At 68.4% G+C, this 20,277-nt stretch carries 22 protein-coding genes; 16 read left to right on the top strand and 6 right to left on the bottom strand.

The features are described 5' to 3' along the window. The first annotated feature begins 45 nt into the window (after window positions 1-45). The 4 genes from OG306_RS06635 to OG306_RS06620 all read left to right on the top strand — a co-directional run bounded on the left by OG306_RS06635 (window position 46) and on the right by OG306_RS06620 (window position 4,305). Window positions 46-1,239, top strand: coding sequence for an argininosuccinate synthase (locus OG306_RS06635; protein WP_371665186.1), 1,194 nt, complete (start codon window positions 46-48; stop codon window positions 1,237-1,239). 88 nt (window positions 1,240-1,327) lie between these two features. Beyond that, window positions 1,328-2,761, top strand: coding sequence for an argininosuccinate lyase (argH, locus tag OG306_RS06630; RefSeq protein WP_266745175.1), 1,434 nt, complete (start codon window positions 1,328-1,330; stop codon window positions 2,759-2,761). Between the two features lie 112 nt (window positions 2,762-2,873). After that, window positions 2,874-3,884, top strand: coding sequence for an aldo/keto reductase (locus tag OG306_RS06625; RefSeq protein WP_266745174.1), 1,011 nt, complete (start codon window positions 2,874-2,876; stop codon window positions 3,882-3,884). A 127-nt stretch (window positions 3,885-4,011) separates the two neighbouring features. After that, window positions 4,012-4,305, top strand: coding sequence for a hypothetical protein (locus tag OG306_RS06620; RefSeq protein ID WP_266745173.1), 294 nt, complete (start codon window positions 4,012-4,014; stop codon window positions 4,303-4,305). A 36-nt stretch (window positions 4,306-4,341) separates the two neighbouring features. Here OG306_RS06620 and OG306_RS06615 read toward each other — a convergent pair whose 3' ends face one another. Continuing rightward, the gene (locus OG306_RS06615; protein ID WP_266745172.1) at window positions 4,342-4,875 is read right to left on the bottom strand and encodes a hypothetical protein; all 534 of its coding nucleotides are present in this window, start codon (window positions 4,873-4,875) and stop codon (window positions 4,342-4,344) included. 310 nt (window positions 4,876-5,185) lie between these two features. Between OG306_RS06615 and OG306_RS06610 the strand changes: the two genes are divergently transcribed. From OG306_RS06610 to istB, 4 genes are all read left to right on the top strand, one after another. Further along, window positions 5,186-6,307 carry a tyrosine-type recombinase/integrase gene (locus OG306_RS06610; protein ID WP_266745171.1) on the top strand — a complete coding sequence of 374 codons (1,122 nt, stop codon included), beginning with the start codon at window positions 5,186-5,188 and terminating at the stop codon, window positions 6,305-6,307. Continuing rightward, on the top strand, window positions 6,307-6,687 hold the full coding sequence (locus OG306_RS06605) for a helix-turn-helix domain-containing protein (RefSeq protein WP_266745170.1): 381 nt from the start codon (window positions 6,307-6,309) through the stop codon (window positions 6,685-6,687). Before OG306_RS06610 ends, OG306_RS06605 begins: the two co-directional genes overlap by 1 nt. Before the next feature lie 799 nt (window positions 6,688-7,486). Then, window positions 7,487-9,082, top strand: coding sequence for an IS21 family transposase (gene istA / locus OG306_RS06600; protein WP_327350251.1), 1,596 nt, complete (start codon window positions 7,487-7,489; stop codon window positions 9,080-9,082). Further along, the gene (gene istB / locus OG306_RS06595) at window positions 9,079-9,849 is read left to right on the top strand and encodes an IS21-like element helper ATPase IstB (protein ID WP_266745168.1); all 771 of its coding nucleotides are present in this window, start codon (window positions 9,079-9,081) and stop codon (window positions 9,847-9,849) included. Before istA ends, istB begins: the two co-directional genes overlap by 4 nt. A gap of 76 nt (window positions 9,850-9,925) precedes the next feature. Here istB and OG306_RS06590 read toward each other — a convergent pair whose 3' ends face one another. Beyond that, window positions 9,926-10,468: a DUF6882 domain-containing protein gene (locus tag OG306_RS06590; RefSeq protein ID WP_266745167.1), complete on the bottom strand. Its 543-nt coding sequence runs from the start codon at window positions 10,466-10,468 to the stop codon at window positions 9,926-9,928. 475 nt (window positions 10,469-10,943) lie between these two features. On the opposite strand from OG306_RS06590, the gene OG306_RS06585 reads away from it, so the two are divergent. The 3 genes from OG306_RS06585 to OG306_RS06575 all read left to right on the top strand — a co-directional run bounded on the left by OG306_RS06585 (window position 10,944) and on the right by OG306_RS06575 (window position 12,672). Continuing rightward, on the top strand, window positions 10,944-11,357 hold the full coding sequence (locus OG306_RS06585) for a hypothetical protein (protein WP_266745166.1): 414 nt from the start codon (window positions 10,944-10,946) through the stop codon (window positions 11,355-11,357). Then, window positions 11,321-12,073 (top strand): hypothetical protein, encoded by a 753-nt coding sequence (locus tag OG306_RS06580; RefSeq protein WP_371665185.1) that lies wholly within the window; start codon window positions 11,321-11,323, stop codon window positions 12,071-12,073. Before OG306_RS06585 ends, OG306_RS06580 begins: the two co-directional genes overlap by 37 nt. A gap of 221 nt (window positions 12,074-12,294) precedes the next feature. After that, entirely contained in the window at window positions 12,295-12,672 is a 378-nt protein-coding gene (locus tag OG306_RS06575; RefSeq protein ID WP_323184040.1) for a DUF2750 domain-containing protein, read from the top strand. 13 nt (window positions 12,673-12,685) lie between these two features. Here the strand turns inward: OG306_RS06575 and OG306_RS06570 are convergent, their stop codons facing one another. Next, the gene (locus tag OG306_RS06570) at window positions 12,686-13,201 is read right to left on the bottom strand and encodes a barstar family protein (RefSeq protein ID WP_266745163.1); all 516 of its coding nucleotides are present in this window, start codon (window positions 13,199-13,201) and stop codon (window positions 12,686-12,688) included. A 418-nt stretch (window positions 13,202-13,619) separates the two neighbouring features. Here OG306_RS06570 and OG306_RS06565 point away from each other — a divergent pair, with 418 nt between their 5' ends. Beyond that, complete coding sequence (locus OG306_RS06565; RefSeq protein ID WP_266745162.1) at window positions 13,620-14,171, top strand: TetR/AcrR family transcriptional regulator; 552 nt, start codon at window positions 13,620-13,622, stop codon at window positions 14,169-14,171. Further along, window positions 14,168-15,712: an MFS transporter gene (locus OG306_RS06560; protein ID WP_266745161.1), complete on the top strand. Its 1,545-nt coding sequence runs from the start codon at window positions 14,168-14,170 to the stop codon at window positions 15,710-15,712. Before OG306_RS06565 ends, OG306_RS06560 begins: the two co-directional genes overlap by 4 nt. 102 nt (window positions 15,713-15,814) lie before the next feature. Here the strand turns inward: OG306_RS06560 and OG306_RS06555 are convergent, their stop codons facing one another. Continuing rightward, entirely contained in the window at window positions 15,815-16,486 is a 672-nt protein-coding gene (locus OG306_RS06555) for a lysophospholipid acyltransferase family protein (protein ID WP_266745160.1), read from the bottom strand. Between the two features lie 234 nt (window positions 16,487-16,720). On the opposite strand from OG306_RS06555, the gene OG306_RS06550 reads away from it, so the two are divergent. The 3 genes from OG306_RS06550 to OG306_RS06540 all read left to right on the top strand — a co-directional run bounded on the left by OG306_RS06550 (window position 16,721) and on the right by OG306_RS06540 (window position 19,099). Then, entirely contained in the window at window positions 16,721-17,899 is a 1,179-nt protein-coding gene (locus tag OG306_RS06550) for a glycerophosphodiester phosphodiesterase (protein WP_371665184.1), read from the top strand. A gap of 93 nt (window positions 17,900-17,992) precedes the next feature. After that, window positions 17,993-18,559, top strand: coding sequence for a sigma-70 family RNA polymerase sigma factor (locus OG306_RS06545; RefSeq protein ID WP_266745158.1), 567 nt, complete (start codon window positions 17,993-17,995; stop codon window positions 18,557-18,559). Window positions 18,560-18,595: 36 nt separating this feature from the next. Continuing rightward, window positions 18,596-19,099 carry a GNAT family N-acetyltransferase gene (locus OG306_RS06540; protein WP_266745157.1) on the top strand — a complete coding sequence of 168 codons (504 nt, stop codon included), beginning with the start codon at window positions 18,596-18,598 and terminating at the stop codon, window positions 19,097-19,099. A 37-nt stretch (window positions 19,100-19,136) separates the two neighbouring features. On the opposite strand, the gene OG306_RS06535 is transcribed toward OG306_RS06540, so the two are convergent. Together OG306_RS06535 and OG306_RS06530 are read right to left on the bottom strand one after the other, a co-directional pair. Then, window positions 19,137-19,571 carry a hypothetical protein gene (locus OG306_RS06535; RefSeq protein ID WP_266745156.1) on the bottom strand — a complete coding sequence of 145 codons (435 nt, stop codon included), beginning with the start codon at window positions 19,569-19,571 and terminating at the stop codon, window positions 19,137-19,139. Between the two features lie 2 nt (window positions 19,572-19,573). Then, complete coding sequence (locus tag OG306_RS06530) at window positions 19,574-19,933, bottom strand: hypothetical protein (RefSeq protein ID WP_266745155.1); 360 nt, start codon at window positions 19,931-19,933, stop codon at window positions 19,574-19,576. Window positions 19,934-20,277: the final 344 nt, after the last annotated feature.

Below are 20,277 nucleotides of genomic sequence, written 5' to 3'. Positions count from 1 at the left end.
CTGCATAGTTATACCCATCAGTGATTGCACCGTAAGGAGAAACCCGTGACCGAGCGCGTCGTACTCGCCTACTCGGGCGGCCTGGACACCTCCGTCGCCATCGGCTGGATCGCCGAGGAGACGGGCGCCGAGGTCATCGCCGTTGCCGTGGACGTCGGCCAGGGCGGCGAGGACCTGGACGTCATCCGCAAGCGCGCGCTCGCCTGCGGTGCCGTCGAGGCCGAGGTCGCGGACGCCAAGGACGAGTTCGCCGAGGAGTACTGCCTCACGGCGATCAAGGCCAACGCCCTCTACATGGACCGCTACCCGCTGGTCTCGGCCCTGTCCCGGCCGACCATCGTCAAGCACCTCGTCGCCGCCGCCAACAAGCACAACGCCGGCATCGTCGCCCACGGCTGCACCGGCAAGGGCAACGACCAGGTCCGCTTCGAGGCCGGCATCTCCGCGCTCGGCCCCGACCTGAAGTGCATCGCCCCGGTCCGTGACTACGCGATGACCCGGGACAAGGCGATCGCCTTCTGCGAGGAGAAGAACCTCCCGATCGCGACCACCAAGAAGTCCCCGTACTCCATCGACCAGAACGTCTTCGGGCGGGCCGTCGAGACGGGCTTCCTGGAGGACATCTGGAACGCGCCGATCGAGGACATCTACGAGTACACCGAGAACCCCGCCACCCCGCGCGAGGCCGACGAGGTCGTCATCTCCTTCAAGGAGGGCGTGCCCGTCGCCATCGACGGCAAGCCCGTCACCGTCCTCCAGGCGATCCAGCAGCTGAACCAGCGGGCCGGCGCCCAGGGCATCGGCCGGATCGACATGGTCGAGGACCGTCTCGTCGGCATCAAGTCCCGCGAGGTGTACGAGGCCCCGGGCGCGATCGCGCTGATCACCGCCCACCAGGAGCTGGAGAACGTCACCGTCGAGCGCGAGCTGGCCCGCTACAAGCGGCAGGTCGAGCAGCGCTGGGGCGAGCTGGTCTACGACGGCCTGTGGTTCTCCCCGCTCAAGCGCGCCCTGGACGGCTTCATCGACGAGGCCAACCAGCACGTCACCGGTGACATCCGGATGACCATGCACGCGGGCCGCGCCGTCGTCACCGGCCGGAAGTCCGGGCAGTCGCTCTACGACTTCAACCTCGCCACCTACGACTCGGGCGACACGTTCGACCAGTCCAAGGCGCAGGGCTTCATCGAGATCTTCGGCCTCTCCTCGAAGATCGCCGCGAAGCGTGACCTCGCCTGACCCCCAGTAGTTACGTCACCGCCTCCCCGGCTCTCCGCACGGGGAGGCGGTCGCACATCCACCCCCTTGTCCTCCCGAGGAGCACGCAGTGAGCAACGGCAACGGCAACAGCGACGTACGCCTCTGGGGCGCCCGCTTCGCCGACGGTCCGGCCGAGGCGCTGGCCAAGCTGTCCGCCTCCGTCCACTTCGACTGGCGGCTCGCGCCGTACGACATCGCCGGCTCCCGCGCCCACGCGCGCGTCCTGAACAAGGCGGGTCTGCTCACCGAGGACGAGCTGAACCGCATGATCGCCGGTCTCGACCAGCTCGAAGCCGACGTCGCCGACGGATCGTTCACCGGCACCGTCGCGGACGAGGACGTGCACACCGCGCTGGAGCGCGGCCTGCTGGAACGCCTCGGTCCGGACCTGGGCGGCAAGCTGCGGGCCGGCCGGTCCCGGAACGACCAGATCGCCACCCTCTTCCGGATGTACCTGCGCGACCACGCCCGGATCATCGGCGGCCTGATCGCCGAGCTCCAGGGCGCCCTGGTCGGCCTCGCCGAGGCGCACCCGGACGTCGCGATGCCCGGCCGTACGCATCTGCAGCACGCCCAGCCGGTGCTCTTCGCCCACCACGTCCTGGCCCACGCGCAGTCCCTGTCCCGGGACGCCGAGCGGCTGCGCCAGTGGGACGAGCGGACCGCCGTCTCCCCGTACGGCTCCGGTGCACTGGCCGGGTCGTCCCTCGGGCTGGACCCGGAAGCGGTCGCCGCCGACCTCGGCTTCGAGCACGGCTCCGTCGCCAACTCCATCGACGGCACGGCCTCCCGCGACTTCGTCGCCGAGTTCGCGTTCATCACCGCGATGATCGGCGTGAACCTCTCCCGGATCGCGGAGGAGGTCATCATCTGGAACACGAAGGAGTTCTCCTTCGTCACCCTGCACGACGCCTTCTCCACCGGCTCCTCGATCATGCCGCAGAAGAAGAACCCGGACATCGCCGAGCTGGCCCGCGGCAAGTCCGGCCGGCTGATCGGCAACCTGACGGGCCTGATGGCCACGCTGAAGGCCCTCCCGCTCGCGTACAACCGCGACCTCCAGGAGGACAAGGAACCGGTCTTCGACTCCTGCGACCAGCTCGAAGTCCTGCTGCCCGCCTTCACCGGAATGATGGCCACCCTCACCGTCAACCGCGCGCGCATGGAGGAGCTGGCCCCGGCCGGCTTCTCGCTCGCCACCGACATCGCCGAGTGGCTGGTCAAGCAGGGTGTGCCGTTCCGGGTCGCCCACGAGGTCGCGGGCGAGTGCGTCAAGACGTGCGAGCAGCAGGGCATCGAGCTCGACGAGCTGACCGACGAGCAGTTCGCGAAGATCTCCGAGCACCTCACCCCCGAGGTCCGCACGGTCCTCAACGTGCCCGGCGCCCTCGCCTCCCGCAGCGGTCGCGGCGGTACGGCCCCGTCCGCCGTCGCCGTCCAGCTCGCCGAGGTCAAGGCCGACCTCGCCATCCAGCAGGCGTGGGCCACCGCCAAGAACTGACGCCGCACAGGCGGCTTCGGGGCGGGGAGCGGCCCTACGCTCCCCGCCTTCCGGTTCCTGCGCGCTGGGTTACGTTGACGGGGGAGCGCACCCCATCGACGAGGAGCCCACGATGCCTTTCGACCTTCCCCGAGCTCTCGGCCTCGCTCGGCCGGGGGAGGCCCCATCGGCCACAGCGACGACTCCGAACGCCCACATCGGGCTCGGCCTGGCAGCGGTCGGCAGGCCGGGCTACATCAACCTGCACCGTGACCGCGATCTGCCCGCCGACCGCAGCGTCGAGGCGCTGCGCGAGCGCACCCACGAACTGCTGGACGCCGCCTACGCGCAGGGCGTCCGCTACTTCGACGCGGCCCGCTCCTACGGTCGTTCGGAGGAGTTCCTGGCCGGCTGGCTGACGGCGCACCCGGAAGCGGACGATGTCGTCATCGGCAGCAAGTGGGGCTACACCTACACCGCCGACTGGAGCGTGGAAGCCGAGGCGCACGAGGTCAAGGACCACAGCCTGGCCACGTATCTGCGCCAGCGCGCCGAGACCGACGCGCTGCTCGGGGACCGGCTCGACCTCTACCAGATCCACTCGGTCACCCCCGACAGCCCGGCCCTCACCGACAAGGAACTGCACGCGCGGCTCGCCGAACTCGCCGCGGCGGGTATCGGCGTCGGACTGTCCACCAGCGGACCCGACCAGGCCGACGCCATCCGGGCCGCCCTCGCCGTCACCGTCGACGGCGAACCGCTCTTCCGCACCGTCCAGGCCACCTACAACGCCCTGGAGACCTCGGCCGGAGCGGCGCTCGCCGAGGCCCATGACGCCGGGCTCACCGTGATCGTCAAGGAAGCCATGGCCAACGGCCGGCTCGCCGGGACGGAGGCCCCCGCCGTGGTCCAGGAGATCGCCGCCGACGCCGGCGTGGGCAGCGACGCGATCGCGCTGGCATTCGTACTGCACCAGCCGTGGGCCTCAGTGGTGCTCTCCGGCGCGGCGGCCCTCGACCAACTCGCCGGAAACCTGCGCGCTGCCGTCGTCGACCTCGGCGAGCCGCGGCGCGCCCGGCTCGACGCGCTCGTGGAGGAGCCGGAGGCTTACTGGCACCGCCGCGCCGCGCTGCCGTGGAGCTGAGCGGCGCGCCCGGCGCCGGTGAAGGGGCGCGCAGCCGGACCCGGACCCCGGTCTCGGCCGCAAGCGCGAAGTCGTCGACGCCTTCCTGGCGGCCGCCCGCGGCGGTGACTTCGAGGCCCTCGTCGCCGTGCTCGATCCGGACGTCGTGGTGCGGTCCGAAGCCGGAGCCGGTGGCGTCGGTGCGCCGTCCCTGGTGCGGGGCGCCGCGACCGTGGCCCGCCAGGCGATGATGTTCGCACCGTTCGCCCGGTCGTCGCTGCCCGCGCTGGTCGACGGGGAACCGGCCGTCATCTCGGCGCTCGACGACCACCGGTTCTCGGTCATGATCTTCACCGTTGCGCGGGGGAAGGTCACCGAGATGTTCGTGGTCGACGATCCGGCCCGCCTGCCCGGCCTCGATCTGACCGTCCTCATCGGCTGACTCGGGACGGGCGGCGACTCGACCGGAGTGACGGACTCAGTCCCCGCCGCCCCGGCGGCCGTCCGCCCACGCGGCGAGCACCTCGAAATCGGCCGGCAGCAGCCCGATCCACGGATCGATCCACAGCAGGAGAGCCTCGGCCGCCCCCTGCTCGGTAGCCCACGCCCGGTCCTGCTCGGAGATCTCGTCGTCGACCCAGGCGAAGGGCCGGCCCGCCGCGTACTCCACCACGTACTGCGTTTTCCAGTACGTGCCGTCCGGCGCGCTGCCGTGCATCGACGGCCAGTCGATGTACGGCAGCCGGGGCAGCCCGAGACGCGGCCCGATCCATGCGTTGGCCTCGTCCTTCCAGGTCGTCGCCCAGACCAGCTCGTAACGGCCGGCCAGGCCGCGCAGCGCCTTCCCGTGTTCCGGGTTGAGGAGGACGGGCAGCGGCATCCCGTAGTCCCACCCGGTCGGCCGCATCAGATGCAGCGCATAGCCGTCCGGAACCCGGCGGCGCGTCAGTGCCGCGTACGGATTGAGCGGGCCGTCGATGTCGATCAGCAGAAGAGGCAGTGTTGACTCCACTGCACCAATGATGCCGCTCGCAAGCGCGAGAAGTGCAGGTTCTGCGTGGCATCTGGGGACGAGTTCTACCACGCTTCAGCGAGCCAAGTTGCGTGTCCTGCTGCCTGTTTCCTCGTTCTGATGACTGTGATGCATCAACGGTGTCGTCCGGACAACACGAGGGCAGTCTGGTGACGCAATGAATGAGCACGGAGCGTGATCGGTGGGTCGAGTCAGTCGCAGTGCAGTCCAGCATGGTCCTGCCCCGGCACCCGGTGTTGCGACGCTGTATGTCGTTCCCGGAGTGCCCATGTTGCGGCCTGCGGAGGCTGTGTTCGAGAGCACTCTCTTAGGCTTTCGCGAGCACCAGAAGGCCAGGAACCTGCAGGACACGACGGTCAACGGCCGGGAGAGCGTGATCCGGCAGGTTCAGGCGGTTGCGGACGCCTACCCGTGGGAGCCGGCCTGGAATGCTGCGTTGTTCGACCGCTGGATGTCGCTGTGTGCGCCGGGCAATACGAGCGGCACTCTGGGGTCGAAAGCGCGAGTCCTGCGGCTGTACTTGGAGTACCTCACCAACCCTGCCTACCAGTGGCAGGAAGTGTGCCTGAACCTCTTCGGGACCTTCCCAGCACAGGTGGTGCGTGATCTCAACGCGGTCCGGCACTCGCAGGACTACGTGGGGCGGCCCAACCGGAATCGTCCGCTGACACGGCAGGAGATCAAGCGGTTCTTTTCCCAAATGGATCCGGAGATCAAGCGGATGCAGGCTGCGGGACATAAAGGCGCGCTGGCGGCGGCACGGGATGTGGCGATGTTCACCACTGCCTACGCATGGGGGCTGCGGCGTCGAGAGACCGCCCGGCTGGAGACGCATGACTGGCGGAGGCAGGCGAAGCTGCCAGAGTTCGGAGACCTGGCCGGGCTATCGGTGCGGTGGGGCAAGGCGAGTGCGGGGCAGCCGCCCCGGCGACGGACCGTGGTGTCCGTGTGGCCATGGGCGGTCGCCACCGTTCGCTTCTACCTCGACCACGTGCGTCCGCAGTTCTACCTTGACCGGCCGGACGACGGCGTCATGTTCCCGACCGAGCGCCACGAGTCGATCTCCGAACGTTCGGTGAATGCGCGCTTCGCGACCTGGCGTGATCGGGCCAGCCTGTCTGCAGAACTCGACCCGCACTGTCTGCGGCACACCTACGTCACCCGGCTCATCGAGAGCGGCTATGACACGCAGTTCGTCACCGAGCAGGTTGGGCATTCTCACGCAGCCACGACGGCCATCTACACGGCGCTCAGCAGCGACTACAAGAACCTCAAGGTGCGGGAATTCCTCGATGCTCAAGAGGAGAAGATGCTGCACCAGGCATTCGCCCGCGCCGATGCGGAGGCCCAGATGGAGGATGAGTTCGAAGAGGTTCCCGGAGAGCCACGCAGCAATCGCAGGAGGGCATGATGGCTGACCCCAACGATGCTGCACGCCGCAAGGCCGTGGAAGAACTGCAGCCTCAGTACGAGTGGCGCCTACGTGAGCTGATGGCCGTCCGCAAGAACTGGTACACCACTACCAAGCTGGTTCCAGCCCTTCGTGAGCGCGGCTTCGAATTCGACCGCAGCTACATCTTCCGCTTGGTGAAAGCGGAAAATCCGCCCAAGGTGGCTATCGGTCTCCTTGTGGCTTTGTGTCAGATCCTGGAGTGCACATTCGAGGAACTCGTGGTCCCGATCACCCCGGAAGAACCCGCGGCGCCGGAGCCCGGGCCGGTAACTCGGCTGCGGCCGGTTCTTCCAGACACTCCGATGCTGTCCCCGGACTTTTTCGATGCCGAAAGCTGAGCCGTGCCTGCCGAATTGACAACGTGTGCATCCTGCGGACAGCAAAGCCGAATTGTATCGCGCAAGGCCGGACACCCCTTATGCGAACGGTGTTGGCGGGACAGTCGACGGCGGACCTGCGTCGACTGCGGAGAAGTTAAACGCTCGCGAAAGATCACAGAGGCCGGCCCGGTCTGTGACCGATGTTGGAAACAGCGCCAACCACTCGAACAGTGCTCCGGCTGCAGCCGGATGCGGCACCTCGCCTCTCAGGCTGATCAACTTTGTGGTTCCTGCTGGGCCCGCATGAAGGGACGCAGGGAGACTTGCCGGGACTGCGGGCAGGTCCGCCGCGTCGCCGGCCGGACCAGTGACGGGCCACAGTGCAGTACCTGCCGTGAACGCACCGACCGCCACCCTTGCGATGGCTGCGGCGAAACCCGTCGTATCAACGCCCGTACGCCCCAAGGGCAGTACTGTCGAGCGTGCTGGAACCGGCTTCGGCCTTCGCCGTGTCAGCGATCACGCAATTCCCCACTTCGTGCGGGTTCAGCGTCACGTAATTCCCCACCCCCGCGATCACGATTCCCCATGGGGACGGTGACCGCGGGCGAGGGCCTGGGGGCACCGGACCGGGCAGTTGTTATCCCTGTTCGAGTGGTTTGATCGCCTACTGGTCATCTCTGCCGATTCCTCCAGTTTCCCCATGGGCATGCCCGAGCCGGGTCGAGGGTCCTGGGCGTCTTGGAGTCGTCGTTGTCCTTCGGCCTGGAGACCGAGAGGTCGATGGACGAACCGGATGGCAAGGAGAACGTTCACCGTGGTCGACATCATCGAGATCTACGTCCACTGGTATGCGGGCCGCTCGAAGTCGCAGGTCGGCGCCTCGCTGGGGGTGGATCGCAAGACGATCAGGAAGTACCTGGCGCCGGCCGAGGCGGCCGGGATCGTCCCAGGCGGGCCGCCGATGGGTGAGGCGGATTGGGCCAAGCTGATCAAGACCTGGTTCCCGGGTCAGGCCGAACGGGGACTGAACCAGATCACCTGGCCCGAGATCGAGCAGCACCGCGACTACATCAAGGCTCTGCTGGAGACCACCACCGTTACCACGATCCATCAACGGCTTCGTGACGAGCGGAAGTTGAAGGCGTCGATCTCCTCTTTCCGCCGGTGGGTTCACGAGAACCTGCCCGATGAGGCGGCCAGGTCGAAGGTCACGGTGCTCCGCGACGACGTCGAGCCCGGCTCGGAAGCCCAGATCGACTACGGCTTCATGGGGCAGTGGATCAACCCGGGCACCGGCAAGCGCCACCGGATCTGGGCCTTCGTGATGGTGTTGCCCTGCTCGCGGCACATGTTCGTGCGCCCGGTGATCCACATGGACCAGCATGCCTGGACCGAGTCCCACGCCGAGGCGTTCAGCTTCTTCGGAGGCGTCCCGCGTCGACTGGTGCCGGACAACCTCAAGACCGGGGTGGACAAGCCCGACCTCTACGACCCGAAGATCAACAAGGCGTATGCCGAACTCGCCCTCTACTACGGCGCCCTGGTCGACCCAGCCAGAGCGGTCCATCCCAAGGACAAGCCGCGGGTCGAGCGCCCGATGCCCTACGTCCGCGACTCGTTCTGGAGCGGGCGCCAGTTCACCTCGCTCGAACACATGCAGGCCGAAGCCCTCATCTGGGCCAGGGAGACCGCCGGCGGTCGGCAGTGCAAGCCGCTGGGCGGGGCCGCCCCGCTGGCGGTGTTCGACGCGGTCGAGGCCCCGGCCCTGCTGCCGCTGCCGGACAAGCCCTTCGTACTGGCCCGCTGGTCCACCGCCACCGTCGGCCCGGACATCCACGTCAAGGTCGGCCGCACCCTCTACTCGGTGCCCTGGAAGCTGATCGGCCGCCGTGTCGATGCCCGCTCCACAGCGACCATGGTTCAGGTCTTCCACGAGGGTCGGTTGGTCAAGACGCACGCCGCCCTGGAACAGGGAAAACGCACCGACAAGGGCGACTACCCGCCGGAGAAGATCGCCTTCCAGATGAAGACCCCGCTCTGGTGCCGGACCCAGGCATCCGAGGTCGGGGACCGCTGCCGGGAGGTGGTCGACCAACTGCTGGAGGTGAACGCCCTCTACCGACTCCGCGCCGCCCAGGGGATCCTCGGACTGCGCAAGAAGTACAGCGACGTCCGCCTGGAGGCCGCCTGCGCGAAGGCCCTCACGGTCGGTGACCCCTCCTACCGCACCATCAAGGGCATCCTGATCGCCGGCACCGAGACCGACCCCGAGCCGGAGACCGGCGACGCCGGCGCCGCGGCCTTCCTCCACGGCCCCGGGGGCCTGTTCCCCACCGACATCCCCGCCCAGACACTGGGCGGACTCCACGAGGACCAGGGCCACGACGACGCTGAGGAGGCCGTGCGATGAGCGTGATGGACACCGCCCTGCGCGAGTCACTGAAAGTTCTCCGGCTGTCCGGGATGATGGAGACCCTTGACGCCCGCCTGGCCCAGGCCCACGGCGGAGAGCTCGGACACCTCGACTTTCTCCAGGTCCTCTGCCAGGACGAGATCACCCGCCGCGAGACCGTCGCCTTCCAACGCCGCCTACACCGGGCTAAGTTCGAGCAGCAGGTGACCTTGGAAGAGTTCGACTTCACCGCCTCCTCCAAGCTCCCCGCCGCCCAGATCCGGGACCTGGCCGCTCTACGCTGGCTCCACGCCGGTGAGTCCGTAATTCTGTTCGGGCCGGTCGGGGTCGGCAAGACCCATATCGCCCAGGCCCTGGGGCACCTCGCCGTCCGCCAGGGCGCGAACGTCCGCTTCGCCAAGACCAGCCGAATCGTGGCCGAGCTCGCCGGCGGCCACGCGGACCGGACCTGGGACAAGCGCATGCGCGAGCTGATCCGCCCCGACGTCCTGATCCTCGACGACTTCGCCATGCGCCAGATGACCGCCGCCCAGGCCGACGACCTCTACGAGCTGGTCAGCGAGCGGCAGGGACGATCTCTGATCATCACCAGCAACCGGGCTCCCAGCGACTGGTATCCCCTGTTCCCCAACCCCGTCGTCGCCGAATCGCTCCTCGACCGGCTGATCAACACCAGCCACCAGGTCATCATGAACGGTCCCAGCTACCGACCCAACAAACGCCCCAGGAACCCGGCCGACAAGAACGGAACAGCAGCCTCATAGGGCAGCTGACCATGGGAATCATCGGATCGGCGCCTGGGCCGTGGGGCTCAGGCGCCTCGGCCTCGGTTCGCCGACGCTAGTTGATATTGATGTTGAACGTGGAGACCTTGCCGTCCGCAGCGGTGAGGGTGACCGGCCCGAAGGTGATAATCACGGCCGAGTTGCCTCCCGGACCCTTGTAGTAGCCCGCCGCTCCGGTGACCCGGACAGCCAATGCCACGAGCGTCGACGCACCTTGCTCATCGGCGTTGATCTCCGGCTGGGCAAGGGCGGGATGCCCGTTGGCTTCTGCCCAGTCACGGAACCTGCGGGCGTCCCGGCTCATATCGGGCAGGATGCTCTTGTTGGCCCAGGCCCACAGCCATGAGCCCGAGCCGGGGCTGAAACTGCCGAGGATCTGAGCGGGCGCTGTCGCCGTCTTGTCGGGGAAGGTCCAGGTGATGATGCCGGTCGTCTGGTCCAGATCCCAGCGGTCCGCTGAACCCAGCCCCCAAGACATGTGGGCACGACCCAACTGTTCGATCATGTCTTCGCCCTGCAGAAGCAGGGGGCTCAGGTCGGCTCGCTCTCCAGCCTGACCAGCACTCTCCGGCTCATTGGCCCGCTTGAACATACCCATGCCGCGGAGTCTGCCAGAGGCCACCGACCAGTCGACGACGGCCTCTTACACCTGACACCTCGCCACCGACAGGGTGGGGAATTACGTGACCACACGGCCGGGGAATTACGTGATCGTCCACACGCCGCTCTGCACGACTTGCAAGCGTCGTCCATCGGCACCGGTTCGCACTATCGACGGCCTTCCTCGCTGCCACTTGTGCTATTTGGCCATGCGCGTCCCCTGCAGTCGATGCGGGATCGTGTCCCGCGCCGATCGCCACTGGCCGGAGGGGTCCATATGCATCTCCTGCGCCAACGCTGTCTTCAGCGCACATGCCGCCTGCGCCACGTGCCACCAGGATTCCGTCGTCTTCCAGCGCACTGACAGTGGCGACCCACTCTGTCCTGAATGCGCAGGTGTCCGTCTCCGGTACCGGTGCGTTTCCTGCAGTTCTCTCGGCAGACTTGAACACCGCGGCCGCTGCCCAGCATGCATGGTCCAGATCGAAATTGAGGAGACTTTCACCGCTCCCGGCAACCGCCCGGACACCCGGCTGATTCCCCTCGCGGAAGAGCTGGCCCGCTACGACAACCCGCACACGGTGCTCGACTACCTGCGGCAGAAAGCAGGAGGGAAACTCATCCGCAAGATGGTCACCGGGGAGCTCGACTGCAGCCACGAGGCCCTCGACTCGCTCCCACAAACTAATTCGGTGGCGCACCTGCGCAATTTGCTCGTACTCACCGAGGTCCTGCCAGCGCGCGACGAGCAACTCGCCCAGTTCCAACTGGACATCCCCGACTCACGGACGTATCTGACAGCGACGACCGCCTTGCGCTCGTCCGCTATGCCCGCTGGCAGCTGCTGCCCATGGCTCACCGGCAGATCCATCAGCGCGGCAGCCTGACGATCGGCACCCGGACGTACCTGAAGAACCACCTACGAGTAGCGCGTCAGCTCTGCCTCCACCTCCGCGGCCACCGAAGCTCGCTCGGCACCTGCCTGCAGCCACTGGTGGACCGTTGGGTGGCCGCACACCGCGTCCGGCAAGGCGAAGTCCGGCGCTTTCTGACGTGGGCCGCAGCCCACCAGCTCGCTCCCAAACACCTGGCCGTATCCGCTCTGGCCAACTGCGAGGACCGGTCGATCATGAGTGACCGGGACCGCGTGGTGCTCGCGCATCGGCTCGAGACTGACGAGAGCATCACGCTGCCGGTCAGGGTGTCAGGATGCCTTGTTCTTCAGTACGGCCAACACTGCACCCGCTTGGTCGCTCTCAAGGCAGACGACGTACTCGATCATCCCTCGGATCCCGCGGTCTGCGGGCTTAAGGTCGGCCGCGATCCCCTCTGGCTCCGTCCGCGGCTGTCCGCCCTGGTCCGAAGGGTCATTGACGAACGCCGCCCGATCGCCGCCACTCACCTGCCCAACCCCTACTTGTTCCCGGGCCGCCGACCGGGCCAGCCGATCTCGGCGAGCACACTCGCCCGACGCCTGGCCGCACACGGCGTTCCCGCAGCCCGACTCGCACGCAATGGCGCGATCCTCGCTATGGTCGACAACATCCACTGGAAACTCGTCGCTGACCTGCTTGGCCTCGCCGACCAGACCGCATACCAGTAGCATCACATCAACGGCGGCGACCGAGCCAGCTACGTGGCCAGCCGCCTGAAGAAACACCCCGCACCGGCCAGCCCCGAATAGCTGGCCTGGCGCCTTGCTCAGCGAAAGATGACGTCAACGCCGTGGTCGCGGAAGATCTCCAGGACGACTTCGAACAGCGACATACCCTCCCCGCTCGGACCGTCGTGCTGAGCAAGGGACGACTTAGAACCGCTAACGAAATGAGTGACGGGGGAACGCTAGGCTCACGTGGCATGAGTCAGAGTGGTTCGCAAGCGGCAGCATTCTTCCGAGAGGCCCGCCAGAGCGGAGTGGTCTGGTTTGTCCGGGATGACGAGGGAAGCCCGGCTCCCCTCTCCGCGGACGGCACGCGAAGTCTTCCCTACTGGTCGACCACGGCCCGCGCCCAGAGGGCGGCGAAGACCTGGGGGCATGGGCTACGTGTTGAATCCATGTCCCTGGATGCCTGGCGCGATCGCGACCTGCCTGATGCCGCCCGAGAGGGATACATGATCGGCATCAACTGGAGCGGACCGCGCCTCGTCGGCTGGAGCTTCACCCCGGTGGAAGTTCTCAACCGACTCGCAGCGAGTGATTAGCCCACGGCGCCGCTTAAGCGACGCTGGAGGAGTGCCACTCCAGCGTGAATGGTGACTTGGCACCCCAGCGGCCGCGCAGGCAGTCGTCCAGAGCGTCGAGGTTCCACCCGAAATAGCCGCCTGGCCCGTTCACGGCCTCGCCAAGAGCGCAGTAGAAGCCGTCCTCGTCCACGATGTGCTCACCGTCCAAGTGATACGTGGCGCCGGAGGGTCGATCCGGCAAGGATCGGAAGCTGTGACGTGTCAGAGCCACGGACAGCCATCCGCGGCGGCCAGCCGGGCCGAGGGAATGCCACAACCCGGTCCGGTTCATCTGTCCGGCGCGGATGAGCTCCCACGGCCATTCGGACTGTGGAAGCGCGTTGTCGCACCACAGACGCACGGTCAGGTCGACCAGGCCCGCCCCTCTCGTCGAGGGCCGCACGGCCTCCGGCGTCACGTCGTTGACGAAGTACTGCCCCATCCTGGCGCCCGATGAGTCCAAGAGCGCGAGATTGGCGTTGCCGGCCAGCGCTCGCTTGCTGCCCATGCGGTCAATGCACACCCGCAGGCCGCCTTGAGGCGCACACCCGAGCAACTCAACTTTCCGTGACCCGTCCCCCAGCGGCACAAAGAGCCCGGCGGCCTCTTGGACATGCCCCCAGAAGTCGCTGTCGTCACCATCGCTGGTCAAAGAACAGCCAGCCCCAACAACGCCCATACCTTGCCCCCACCATCATCGAGCAGCCGCCGATCTTACTGGCCTGTGCGTCGGCACAGCCGACCTGCTGATGCCGCCATGGAAGCAGTCACTCAACGTGGTTGCCCACTTGGCGCACTCGGCAGGAACCAATACTGCCCACCGCCAGTAGCAGCGGCTTCATGCCGACATGGTCCTCTCTCCCGTCGGGGGAGGGCCACGGCTTCAAAGTGAGACATCAATGTCTCATATGAGCTAGAGTCGTCTCATGACTCTCGACCGTGAGCAGGTGCTGCGCAGCGCCGCCGCCCTGCTGACCCGTAAATCGACCGCCACCATGGACGAGGTCGCCAGAGCCGCAGGCATCGGACGCGCCACCCTGCACCGGCACTTCGCCGGACGGGACGCCCTGGTCAGGGCATTGGAGAACCTGGGCATCCAAGAGTTCGGAGCGGCTCTGGACGCCGCCGCGCTCGACGAGGGGACCTCCGAGGAGGCGCTGCGCCGACTGGTCGCCGCCGTCGAGCCGAGCGCCGGGCTCCTCTCCTTCCTCGTCACCGAGAACCAGCTCTTCGAGGGCGACGAGGTGAACGAGGGCTGGAGCCGGCTCGACGCCCGGGTCTCCGCCTTCTTCCTGCGCGGCCAGGAACGCGGCGAGTTCCGCATCGACCTCACCCCCGCCTGGCTGACCGAGGCCCTCTATGCGCTCATCTCCTCCGGCGCCTGGACCGTCCAGACGGGCCGGGTCGCCGGACAGGACTTCCAGCACATGATCGTCGAGTTGCTGCTCGGCGGCGCACGCCGGAGCGTGGAGCAATGAGCAGTCTCGAACAGCACGCGGAAGCCGCCGAAGAGCTGCGCCGACCGGGGCGGTGGATCGCCCTGGCCGTCCTCGTTCTCGCCGTGTTGCTCGTGGCCGTGGACGCCACGGTCCTCGGCCTCGCCACCCCCTTCCTCACCGAGGACCTCAAGCCGTCCGGTACCCAGCTGCTCTGGATCGGTGACGTCTACTCCTTCGTCATCGCCGGGCTCCTGGTCTCCATGGGCAGCCTCGGCGACCGCATCGGCCGCAAGAAGCTGCTGCTGAGCGGCGCCGTCGCCTTCGGCGCGGTCTCCGTGCTCAACGCGTACGCGAGCACCCCCGAGATGATGATCCTGGCGCGGGCGCTGCTCGGTGTCGCGGGCGCCACCCTGATGCCGTCCACGCTCGCCCTGATCCGCAATCTCTTCCACGATCCGCGCGAGCGCAGCCTCGCCATCGGCATCTGGGGCGCCATGGCCTCGGCGGGCGCGGCCGTCGGCCCCGTCGTCGGCGGATTCCTCCTGGAACACTTCTGGTGGGGTTCGGTCTTCCTGATCAACCTGCCCGTCATGGCCGTCCTGGTGGTCGTCGGCGTCAAGATGATCCCCGAGTCGAAGAATCCGGTGCCGGGCCCCTGGGACCTGGGCAGCGTGGCGCTCTCCCTCGTCGGCATGATCGGCGTCGTATACGCCGTCAAGGAGCTGGCCGCGCACGGGATGAGCTGGGCGGTCGCCGTCGCGGGCCTCGGCGGCCTGGCCGCGCTCCGCTGGTTCGTCCGCAGACAACTCACGCTCCCCGCGCCCCTGCTGGACATGCGGCTCTTCCACCACCGGGGCTTCTCGGGTGCGGTCCTCGCCGATCTGCTGACCATCCTCGGCCTGTCCGGACTGGTCTTCTTCCTCTCCCAGTTCCTGCAGCTGGTCCAGGGGCGCGGGCCGTTGGAGGCAGGGCTTGCCGAGCTGCCCGCGGCCATCGGCGCGGTGACCGCGGGACTGCTCGCCGGTGTGGCGGCCCGCCGCTACTCCGTACGGTCGGTGGTGTCCGGCGGTCTCGGGGCGATCGGCCTGGCGCTCGCCGTGGTCACCCTGATCCACAAGGAGACCGCCTACCCGCTGATCGGCGCGGTGCTGCTGGTCGTCGGCGTCGGTGCGGGCCTCGCCTTCACCGTCACCTCCGATGTGATCCTCTCCAGCGTCCCGAAGGAGCAGGCGGGCTCCGCGGCCGCGGTCTCCGAGACGGCGTACGAACTCGGCGCGGCCCTCGGTATCGCGCTGCTCGGTTCCATCGTCACCGGCGTCTACCAGGACTTCGCCACCCCGAAGGGCGTCCCGTCCGCCAACGCCGCGGCGGCCCACGAATCGCTGGGCGGCGCCGTCGAAGCGGCCCACGGCCTTCCGGCGCACCAGGCGAGCGCGCTGGTCTCCGCCGCACAGGAGTCGTTCGTCGACGGGCTGCGGCTCGCCGCGGGAGCCGGCGCGGCGGTCCTGCTGGCGACGGCCGTCACCGCCTGGTTCCTGTTGCGCGGTCAGAAGCTGGAGGAGGGCATCGTCCACCAGTAGCCGCCCGCGTCCCGGCCCGTACGGGCCGGGACGACATGAGAAAGGGCCCGTACCGCCAACCGGGGTACGGGCCCATCCGCGTAACCTGCGCCGTGCGTCAGCTCACGCGGCCTTCGCCTTCGTGGCGTACATGTCGACGTACTCCTGACCCGACAGCCGCATCACTTCGGCCATCACGGAGTCGGTGACCGCCCGCAGCACATAGCGGTCGCGGTCCATGCCCTCGTAGCGGGAGAACTCCATCGGCTCACCGAAGCGGACCGTCACCTTGCCGGGGCGGGGCAGACCGGTACCACCGGGCTGCAGTTTGTCCGTGCCGATCATCGCGAACGGCACCACCGGCGCGCCGGTCATCAGCGTCAGCCGGGCGATGCCCGTACGGCCCCGGTAGAGACGGCCGTCGGGGGAGCGGGTGCCCTCCGGGTAGATGGCGAAGGCCTTGCCCTCCTCCAGCACCCGACGGCCCGTCATCAGCGCCGCGACACCGCCGCGCCCGCCGTCTCGGTCCACCGGGATCATGCCGCAGCCCGTGAAGAACCAGGCCATCGCCCGGCCCTTGAGCCCCTTGCCCGTCACGTACTCGTCCTTGCCGATGTAGTACACCGGCCGGTCGCAGCAGATCGGCATGATCATCGAGTCGATGAACGTCAGATGATTGCCCGCGAGGATCACCGGACCGTCCCCGGGGATGTTCTCCACGCCCTCCACCTGGGGGCGGAACATCAGGCGCAAGATCGGTCCGAGCACTGCCTTGATGAGTGCGTGTCGGGACAACGGTTCCTCCGGTGTAGTGGCCGGGCCGGCCGGGGCGCGGGATCGTGACGGTCCATGCAGGTGAGGACGATACTCGCGGGTACTCGCTCACCGCACATCGGGTTCACCGAGTGGATACGCAGTGTTGACGCGTGTTTCCGCCATGTTCGTCCAGGAGCTGCTCCCCCGACGGTACGACTGCCTACGCTCGGGCGGCGTCCGACAGGTGCGAGACATCACACGCGAGGAGCATTCATGACAGAGCGCGCGCAGGCAGGTCCCGGCCGCAGAACCCTGCTCGGTGCGGGGGCCGCCGTACTGGGCACGGCCGCCCTCGGACTGGCCGGCGGCCCGGCCGACGCCGCCGGGAACGCGGCCGGGAACACCGCCGGACGGCCGGGCGGCCACGGCTTCCGCCTCGATCTGCCGGTGCCCACCGTCATCGGGCACCGCGGCACCAGCGGCTACCGGCCCGAGCACACCCTCGGCTCCTACCAGCTGGCCCTCGACATGGGGGCGCACATCATCGAGCAGGACCTGGTGCCGACCAAGGACGGCCACCTCGTCTGCCGTCACGAGAACGACATCACCGCGACCACCGACGTCGGCGCCCACCCCGAGTTCGCGAGCCGCAAGACCACGAAGAAGGTCGACGGGGTCTCGCTCACCGGCTGGTTCACCGAGGACTTCACCCTCGCAGAACTGAAGACACTGCGGGCCACGGAACGCATCCCCGGCACCCGTCAGAAGAACACGCTCTACGACGGCCGCTGGGAGATCCCCACCTTCGAAGAGGTGCTGCGCTGGGCCGACCGTGAGGGCCGCAGGCGCGGCAAGCCGGTCTGGCTGTACGTCGAGACCAAGCACCCCACCTACTTCCGGGGCCTGGGCCTCGGCCTCGAAGAGCCCCTCGCCAAGCTGCTGCGCCGCTACAACCGCCACCGCGTGCAGTCGCCGCTCATCCTCCAGTCCTTCGAGCCCGGCAGCATCCAGCGCCTGGCCGGACTCGTCGCCACCCCGCGCGTCGTCCTGCTCTCCGGCGCGGGCGAGCGCCCCTGGGATTTCGTCACGTCCGGCGATCCGCGCACCGTGGCCGACCTGGTGAAGCCCGAGGGCCTGAAGTGGATGGCCTCCTTCGCCCAGGGCATCGGACCCACCCTGGACCTGATCATCCCCAAGGACGCCTCGGGGCACCTCACCGCACCCACCACCCTCGTGACGGATGCGCACGCCCAGGGCCTGGTCCTGCACCCGTACACCCTGCGCAACGAGAACACCTTCCTGCCCGCCGACTTCCGGCGCGGCACGGACCCCACCGCGTACGGTGACGCCTTCGGCGCGTTCCAGGCGTACTTCGCGACGGGTATCGACGGGATCTTCTCCGACAACCCGGACACCGCTCTCCTCGCCGCGGCGGACTTCGCCGCGAAGTGAGACCGGCGTCAGCACCCGGCCGGGGCGTGCCCCGGTCGGGTGGTGCTCGCCGGGTACGGCAACCGGCCGCCGGTACGGTGCGTTGGCCGGGGCATGACGCTTCTCGATCATGTCCCCGCAGGGACCGAAGCCGCCTCCGCGGCCGTCGTCCGCACCCTCCATCCGCTGGTGAGCGCCGAGGCCACGGCCGAGGCGGCAGCCTCGGCGACGGGCGCGGCGATCGAACCCGCCGACCTCGAACAGGCCGTCTGGCTGAGGCTGCTGGAGCGGCTCGCGCTGGACGGGCCGCCGCCGGATCCGGCGCGCTGGGTGCGCAACGCCGTACGGGCGGAGGCCCGCAGGGCCCGCCGCACCGCCCTGCACGAACGCCCCTACCGCGACGAGACCTCCGCGGACCCGGCCGGCTGCCCCGAACGGATCGCCGTCGGTGCCGACGAACGCCGGGCGCTGCACGCCGCGGTGGACCGGCTGCCCGGCCGCTGCCCCCGGCTGCTGGCGGCGATGCTGGCGCCAGGTGACCCCACCTACCGGGAAATCGCAGGGAAGTTGGGTATGTCACAGGGGAGTTTGGGCCCGGTCCGTTCCCGATGCCTTGGATGTCTGCGCAGAATGCTCGCGGCGGAGGTTGCCGCTCCTGAACCGCGGGGAATGGAGCGTTAGACAACCGGTGGATCAGGTGGGCGGAGGCATGCGCACATGGGCATGAGTGTGATCATCTCGGCGGCGACGGCACAGGATGCCGAAGAGATCTTGAAACTTCAGTACCTCTGTTTCCAGACCGAGGCGGAGCTGTACGGGAACTACCGGATCGACCCGCTGGTCCAGACGCTCGATTCGGTGCGCGCCGAGATCGCCACGCATCTGGTGTTCGTCGCGCGGCTGGGTGACGAAGTCGTCGGTGCGGTCCGCGGATCCATCGATCAGGACGGCGCCGGGCAGATCGGCAGGCTCTGCGTCCACCCGCGGCTCCAGGGGCACGGCCTCGGTGCCCGGCTGCTGCGGGCCGCGGAGTCGGGACTCGCCGACGAGCGGTCGGCCACCCGCTTCCGGCTGCACACCGGGCATCGCAGCGAGGGCAACCTGCGCCTCTACCGACGGGCCGGCTACGCCCCCGTGGGCAACGAGATGAGCCAGGACGGCGTCCGGATGATCCTGCTGGAGAAGGACGCGACCGCGCCCGTCTACGTCGCGAGCGCGTAGCGCCGGTTACGCGTACGCCGTCCGTCCCGCGCCCGTCCTACGCGTTCTTCGCGCGGCGCAGCCACATCATCCCGGTGATCGGCAGGATCATCGGGATGAACAGATAGCCCATGCCGAAGTCGGACCAGACCGTGGCGTCGGCGAACGCCGAGGGCTCCACCATCGTCCAGGTCCCGACGACCAGCACACCCAGGAGCTCGGCGGCGCAGCACACCAGCGCCGACCTGCGCGCCCTCTCGCCGCCACGCACCAGCGAGTACGTGATGAACCCGTACACGACGGCGGCGACGGCCGACAGCACATAGGCGAGCGGCGCCCTGCCGAAGTCCAGGATCATCTGGACGATCGAACGGGAGGCCGCCGCGACGGTGAACACCCCGTAGAACCAGACCAGTACCCGGCCGGGTCCGGTACCGAGGTCGAAGGGGCGCTTCTCATCGGTGGCGGCGGGGGTGCGATCGGTGTCGGTCACGGTCAGTTTCCCCAGATGTCGTAGAGCCGTACTTCGAGGACGGCCAGCACGACCGCGCCCGCCGCCACCGTCACCGAACCCCACCGGGTCCGCTCGGTGAGCGACAGGAATCCGGCCGCGGGCACGGCCAGGAAGGACCCGATCAGATACGCGATGAAGATCGTCATGCCCTGCTCGGGCCGTTCGCCCCGGGACAGCTGCACGATGCCCACCACCAGCTGGGCCAGCGCCAGCAGCGAGACCACGGCCATCCCGATGAAGTGCCAGTCCTTGGTCGGCTGGTCCCGGTAAGCGGCCAATCCGCACCAGGCGGTGAGGGCGAGCGCGGTCACGGCGACCGCGACCGTCAGGGCGTCAAGCATGAGGCGAGGGTATTACGGACCAAACGGCCCCCTGCGTGCGCCCCCGCACCCGGGGCGCTGTCCGCACCCCGGGCGCTGTCCGCACCCGGGCGGGACCGTGGCCTTGACCACAACACGCGACCGCGCCGCGCCGACGACACCATGCGTCGCCGCTACCTCTCCGCGGTATCGGTGCAGGTCACAGCCAAGGAAACGAGAATCGCGACGGCCGGCCGAACGGTCTCACGCCACCATCCACAGCTGTCCGCTATTCGGACAGCCGGGCAGGGCGGAACGTCACGTCTGATTTACTTGCCGCATGACCACGACGAGCGACCGCATCCTTGCGACCGAGGCGATCACGA

Source organism: Streptomyces sp. NBC_01241 (genome assembly GCF_041435435.1).
In the GTDB taxonomy this organism is placed as follows: Bacteria; Actinomycetota; Actinomycetes; order Streptomycetales; family Streptomycetaceae; genus Streptomyces.
Note: the sequence above shows the minus strand (reverse complement) of the source record. Positions and strands in the feature narration are given on the sequence as shown.